We start from the raw sequence: 5,039 nt of genomic DNA, 5'->3' as shown, positions 1-5,039 counted from the left end.
CTAAGGTATGTGGAAGAAAAACTCAACGTATCATGAAAGCATCTTTCCATATTAACTCAAAAGCGATTTATATTGAGCATGGCAGACGTCAGATTCCGTTCGAACAAATCACGCACCTCGAAGGCGATATAAATTACACCATCATTCATACGCTTGACGGGAAGAAAACGATTGCTGCTTTTACACTCAAAAAATTCTCGGATATAATTGAAAAAGGCTTATTTGTTCGTACACACAAGTCGTTTATTATCAATTTATTACATCTGAAAAGCTATCAGGTGAATGATTCGAAGATTATTATGCAAGGGAATAAAAGTTTGGTCGTTTCAAGAAGGAGAAAAAAAGAACTGAAAAAAGCATTAAACCTCCACTAATTTTTTCTTCAAATCCCATACTTTTCCACTCTCCTGTAAAGAGCTTGTCGAGTCAGCCCCATTTCACGGGCGGCATCGGTGATGTTGCCGTTGAATTTCTTTAAGGTCTTGATAATCAGCATCTTCTCTACTTCTTCCAGTTGGTAAGTTTGGTCGAACGAAGGTGCTGTTTCTTGCCTTGTTTCGAAGAAAAAATCTTCGGGTTGAAGAGCATTTCCTTGCGAAAGTATCACGGCTCGTTCAACGGCGTGTTGGAGTTCACGCACATTTCCTGCCCAATGATAACGCTGTAATTGCTTACCTAAAGCCGCACTGATGCTATTGACAGGTCGATTATATTTTTTGCGGTAAATTTTCAAGAAATGCTCGGCCAAAGGCAAAATGTCTTCGGGGCGTTCACGCAGTGCAGGCAGTTTTATTTCAATGGTATTGATTCGATAAAGTAAATCCTGACGGAACGTACGTTGAGCAACTCGGTCGTAAATTGGTTCGTTAGTAGCACAAATCAGGCGGATATCAATGTTTTTTGGTTTGTTTGAGCCAACTTTTGTTACGCTTCGGTTTTGTAAAACATTCAATAATTTGGCTTGTAGCGGTAGCGGAATATTCCCGATTTCGTCTAAGAAAATCGTCCCGCCGTTGGCTTCTTCAAACCTTCCTGTGCGGTCTTCACGGGCATCGGTAAATGCTCCTTTTACGTGTCCGAAAAGCTCGCTTTCAAATAATGTTTCCGAAATTGCACCCAAATCTGAATGTACAAATGGCATTTCTGTACGATTCGATTTTTCGTGTAACGACCTCGCTATCAAATCTTTACCAGTTCCATTCTCCCCTAAAATCAAAATATTTGCGTCAGTCGCTGCTACTCGCTCAATGGTTTCAAAAATTTTGAGCATTGCGGGGCTACTACCAATAATCTGTGTAGTAGATGTACTTTTTTTAGTGCTAACTGCCGACTGCCGACCGCCAACTTTTTCTTGTCGCATTTCGTAGGCCGACTGCATGGTTTCGAGCAGTTTGGTATTTTCCCAGGGCTTTAGCACAAAATCAACTGCTCCCATTTTTATGGCTCGCACGGCCATTTCTACATCGCCATAAGCCGTGAAAAGCACCACCGAAATTCGTGGGTCAATGTCCAGAATACGGTCGAGCCACTCGAAGCCTTCTTTGCCCGTATTTACATCACGAGTAAAATTCATATCGAGCAAAACCACATCGTAGCCTCCATTTGTAATCAAAAACGGAATGCGTTCGGGGTTTTTCTCAATATCAACTTGCGTGAAATGGCGTTTCAAGAATAACTTAGCGGCACTTAGCACATCAACATCATCATCAATTATCAGGAGTTTCGACATTTTCTTTTAGCTTTTTCTTTTAGCTAATCTATGACAAAAATTATTCCGCTACAAATTCTTCTGCCAAAGCTTTTTTATAATCGTTTGATTATTAGTTGTTTGTGTATGATTTAAAAGTTTTTGAGGCAATTGGGTGATGTTCAGAAATCGTCCGACAGCGTACAAAGAATGTCCGAAATCGGACAGATTAAAATCTTAGCTTTTTTGTAAGTTATTGATAATCAGACAATTGTCTTTTTGGCATAGCTTTGGAATAAATTTGAGAAAAATGAATTAGAAAAGACAATAGCATTTAGTACGATGGACAGACAGATACAGAAAAAGTTTTGGAACACACAGCGAATTGCAATGATTGGCGGAGGTGCATTATTGGCCGTTTTTTTGGTGTGGCAATTTGCCTTTGCTGACAAGCGTTCAAAACTCAATGTTGAAAAAGATAAACTAACGGTTTCGACCGTAACTCAAGGCGATTTTGATGAATTCATCGTCGTGACGGGCGTAGTTTTACCTTTAAAAACTATCAGACTCGATGCCATTGTGGGTGGATATGTGAAAGAAAAAGTTGTCGATGGTGGAAACATGGTGAAACAAGGACAAGTAATTTTGAAACTCGAAAACCAAAACCTCAAACTTAATTTCTTGCAGTCAGAAACCGAAGCGAGCCGATTGGTCAATGACCTTCAAAATACTCGTCAACGCTTGAAAGTAGAGAAATTTACGATTCGCCAAACCCTCAACGACCTCGATTTTCAGATTGACCAAGCCAAAGATTTATACGATAGAAATAAAAAGCTGAATAACGATAAAGTGATTGCCGAGTCGGATTTTATGAAGTCGAAACGTGATTATGAAAAACTTGTAAAACAACGTGAAATCACACTCGAATCATCGAAATACCAAGAAGAAAATGCGGCAATGCAGATAAAACAACTCGAAGGAACGCTCGAAAGAACGCAAAAAAACGTGCAATTATGGCGTGAAACTCTCGAAAATTTGGTGGTAAAAGCCCCAGTTGGTGGTTTACTTTCGAGCATTGATGTAGAAGTTGGCTCGAATATCAACCAAGGCCAAAACATCGGACAAATTGATGATTTGAATGGTTTCAAGATGCGAGTTGATATTGACGAGCATTATATTTCGAGAATTTTTGCGGGTCTGGGTGGTTCGTTTGAGTTTAACGGTAAAAATTTCGACTTAGAAATCACAAAGATTTATCCCGAAGTACGCAATGGTCGTTTCCAAGTAGATATGGTTTTTGCCAAAGGAGTTCCCGAAGGCATCAAGCGTGGGCAATCTTCGCCGATTCGTTTAGAATTGGGCAAAGCTACCAAAGCAGTTTTGATTCCAGTAGGTGGATTTTTCTCTGATACTGGCGGAAATTGGGTATATGTTGTGGATAAATCGGGCAAAAAAGCTCAGAAACGCAAAATAACTTTGGGTCGTAAAAATCCAGAATATTTCGAGGTCTTAGAAGGTTTACAAGTTGGCGAGCAAGTAATCACGAGTTCGTACGAGAATTTTGGGGATAATGAGGTTTTGTCGTTCTAACCCCCCCCGCCCCTAAAGGGGAGCCTACACTGACACGATAATTTGTTAATAATATAAAATAATTCATTTACAGATATAAATTGCGAACCCAGCAAAAGTCCCCCTTTAGGGGTTAGGGGTATGTTATTTTATGATAAAAACAACCAACCTTCAGAAAATCTTCACTACTGAGGAAGTAGAAACAACTGCCTTAAATGGCATTACGATGGAAATCAAAGATGGCGAATTTGTAGCCATCATGGGGCCTTCGGGCTGTGGAAAATCAACCTTGCTCAATATTTTGGGCTTGCTCGATAATCCATCGGGAGGAAGCTACGATTTCTACGGCAGCGAAGTAGCCACGATGTCGGAGCGTCAGCGTGCATCGCTCCGCAAAGGTTCAATCGGATTTGTGTTTCAAAGCTTTAATCTGATTGACGAACTAACGGTTTATGAAAACGTTGAGCTGCCATTGCTTTACCTAAAAACTCCTGCCGACGAGCGTAAGATAAAGGTAGAAAAAGCCCTCGAACGCATGAATATGATGCACCGCCGCAATCACTTTCCGCAACAACTTTCGGGTGGACAACAACAGCGTGTGGCCATTGCCCGTGCGGTAGTAGCGAAGCCAAAAATGATTTTGGCCGATGAGCCGACGGGTAATCTCGACTCGACCAATGGCGAAGAAGTGATGAAACTTTTGCAAGAACTCAACAACGAAGGCACAACCATCGTGATGGTAACGCACTCGCCTTACGATGCTGGTTTCTCGCACCGAATTATCAACTTATTTGATGGAAAGGTCGTGACCGAGAATTTTCATGTGTAGAAATACAGCCCCCCTGCCCCCGATGGGGGAGTTTATTTGAAAAAGTTATTTTACTCTATAAAGCGTTTCCTCCAGCGTTCCCCCCATCGGGGCAATTCGATGGGTCGATTAGGGGGCTATTATGCTACAAAACTACTTTAAAATCGCTTGGAGAAATCTTCTCAAAAACAAGCTATATAGCTTCATCAATATTTTTGGTTTAGCTATTGGCCTTACCTGTTTTTTATTGATAACTCTCTATGTTGTTGATGAACTCAGCTACGACCGACAGTTTAAAGATGCCGAACGAATCTATCGTATCAACTCTGATATTAAGTTTGGCGGAGCCGAACAGCGAATGGCCGTTAGCTCTGACCCGTTTGGGGCTACACTCAAAAAAGATTACGCCGAAGTCGAGCAGTACGTTCGTCTTTATGCCAATAATAGTCGCCGTTTTATTAAAAAAGGTAGCGAGTTTCTGATTGAAAATAACTGTCTTCACGCCGACTCTACACTTTTGGAGGTTTTTCCGCTGAATATCCTCGAAGGTGATTCTAAGAAAGTTTTAGCCGAACCTAATACCCTTATTATCAGTCAAACAGCTGCACAAAAATACTTTGGCAATGCTTCTGCTTTGGGCAAAACGCTTACAATCGGGCTGCAAAATCCTGTTGAATATAAAGTCACGGCGGTTTATGAAGATATGCCCACCAACGCACATTTTCAGACCGATATGTTTTTTCCGTTCAAGAATATCAACGATTATAAGTTCGATAATTTCCTGAGCCATAATTTCTATACCTATATCAAACTCCGAGAAGGGGTTGATTATAAGCAGTTTGAGAAGAAGTTTGATGTAGTTGTTGATAAATATATCTTTCCACAGGCGAAGGCTTTCATGGATATAAAAAGCATGGATGATTTCAAAAAAGGCGGCAATTACTTGAAATACTCGCTCACACCGTTGTTGGATAT

Annotated in this window: 5 protein-coding genes; 4 read left to right on the top strand and 1 reads right to left on the bottom strand. The window is 40.8% G+C overall.

Annotated features, from left to right (window positions below):
- On the top strand, window positions 1-374 hold a 374-nt coding region (locus ACOVO2_RS08295; RefSeq protein WP_421769510.1), incomplete at its 5' end, for a LytR/AlgR family response regulator transcription factor.
- An 8-nt stretch (window positions 375-382) separates the two neighbouring features.
- On the opposite strand, the gene ACOVO2_RS08290 is transcribed toward ACOVO2_RS08295, so the two are convergent.
- Entirely contained in the window at window positions 383-1,729 is a 1,347-nt protein-coding gene (locus ACOVO2_RS08290; protein ID WP_421769509.1) for a sigma-54-dependent transcriptional regulator, read from the bottom strand.
- Window positions 1,730-2,029: 300 nt separating this feature from the next.
- Here ACOVO2_RS08290 and ACOVO2_RS08285 point away from each other — a divergent pair, with 300 nt between their 5' ends.
- From ACOVO2_RS08285 to ACOVO2_RS08275, 3 genes are all read left to right on the top strand, one after another.
- Window positions 2,030-3,277, top strand: a complete 1,248-nt coding sequence (locus tag ACOVO2_RS08285) for an efflux RND transporter periplasmic adaptor subunit (RefSeq protein ID WP_188766593.1) — start codon at window positions 2,030-2,032, stop codon at window positions 3,275-3,277.
- 130 nt (window positions 3,278-3,407) lie between these two features.
- A complete protein-coding gene (locus ACOVO2_RS08280; RefSeq protein ID WP_421769508.1) occupies window positions 3,408-4,085 on the top strand; it encodes an ABC transporter ATP-binding protein in 678 nt (225 codons plus the stop codon).
- Window positions 4,086-4,206: 121 nt separating this feature from the next.
- On the top strand, window positions 4,207-5,039 hold an 833-nt coding region (locus ACOVO2_RS08275), incomplete at its 3' end, for an ABC transporter permease (protein WP_421769507.1).

Source organism: Emticicia sp. (assembly GCF_049241225.1).
Taxonomy (GTDB): Bacteria; Bacteroidota; Bacteroidia; order Cytophagales; family Spirosomataceae; genus Emticicia.
The sequence above is the reverse complement of the archived record's forward strand: the minus strand, read 5'-3'. Positions and strand labels throughout refer to the sequence as shown.

Coding starts and splice junctions, on each gene's coding strand:
- ACOVO2_RS08290 (WP_421769509.1), bottom strand. CDS start 1,729: ATGTCGAAACTCCTGATAATTGATGATGATGTTGATGTGCTAAGTGCC.
- ACOVO2_RS08285 (WP_188766593.1), top strand. CDS start 2,030: ATGGACAGACAGATACAGAAAAAGTTTTGGAACACACAGCGAATTGCA.
- ACOVO2_RS08280 (WP_421769508.1), top strand. CDS start 3,408: ATGATAAAAACAACCAACCTTCAGAAAATCTTCACTACTGAGGAAGTA.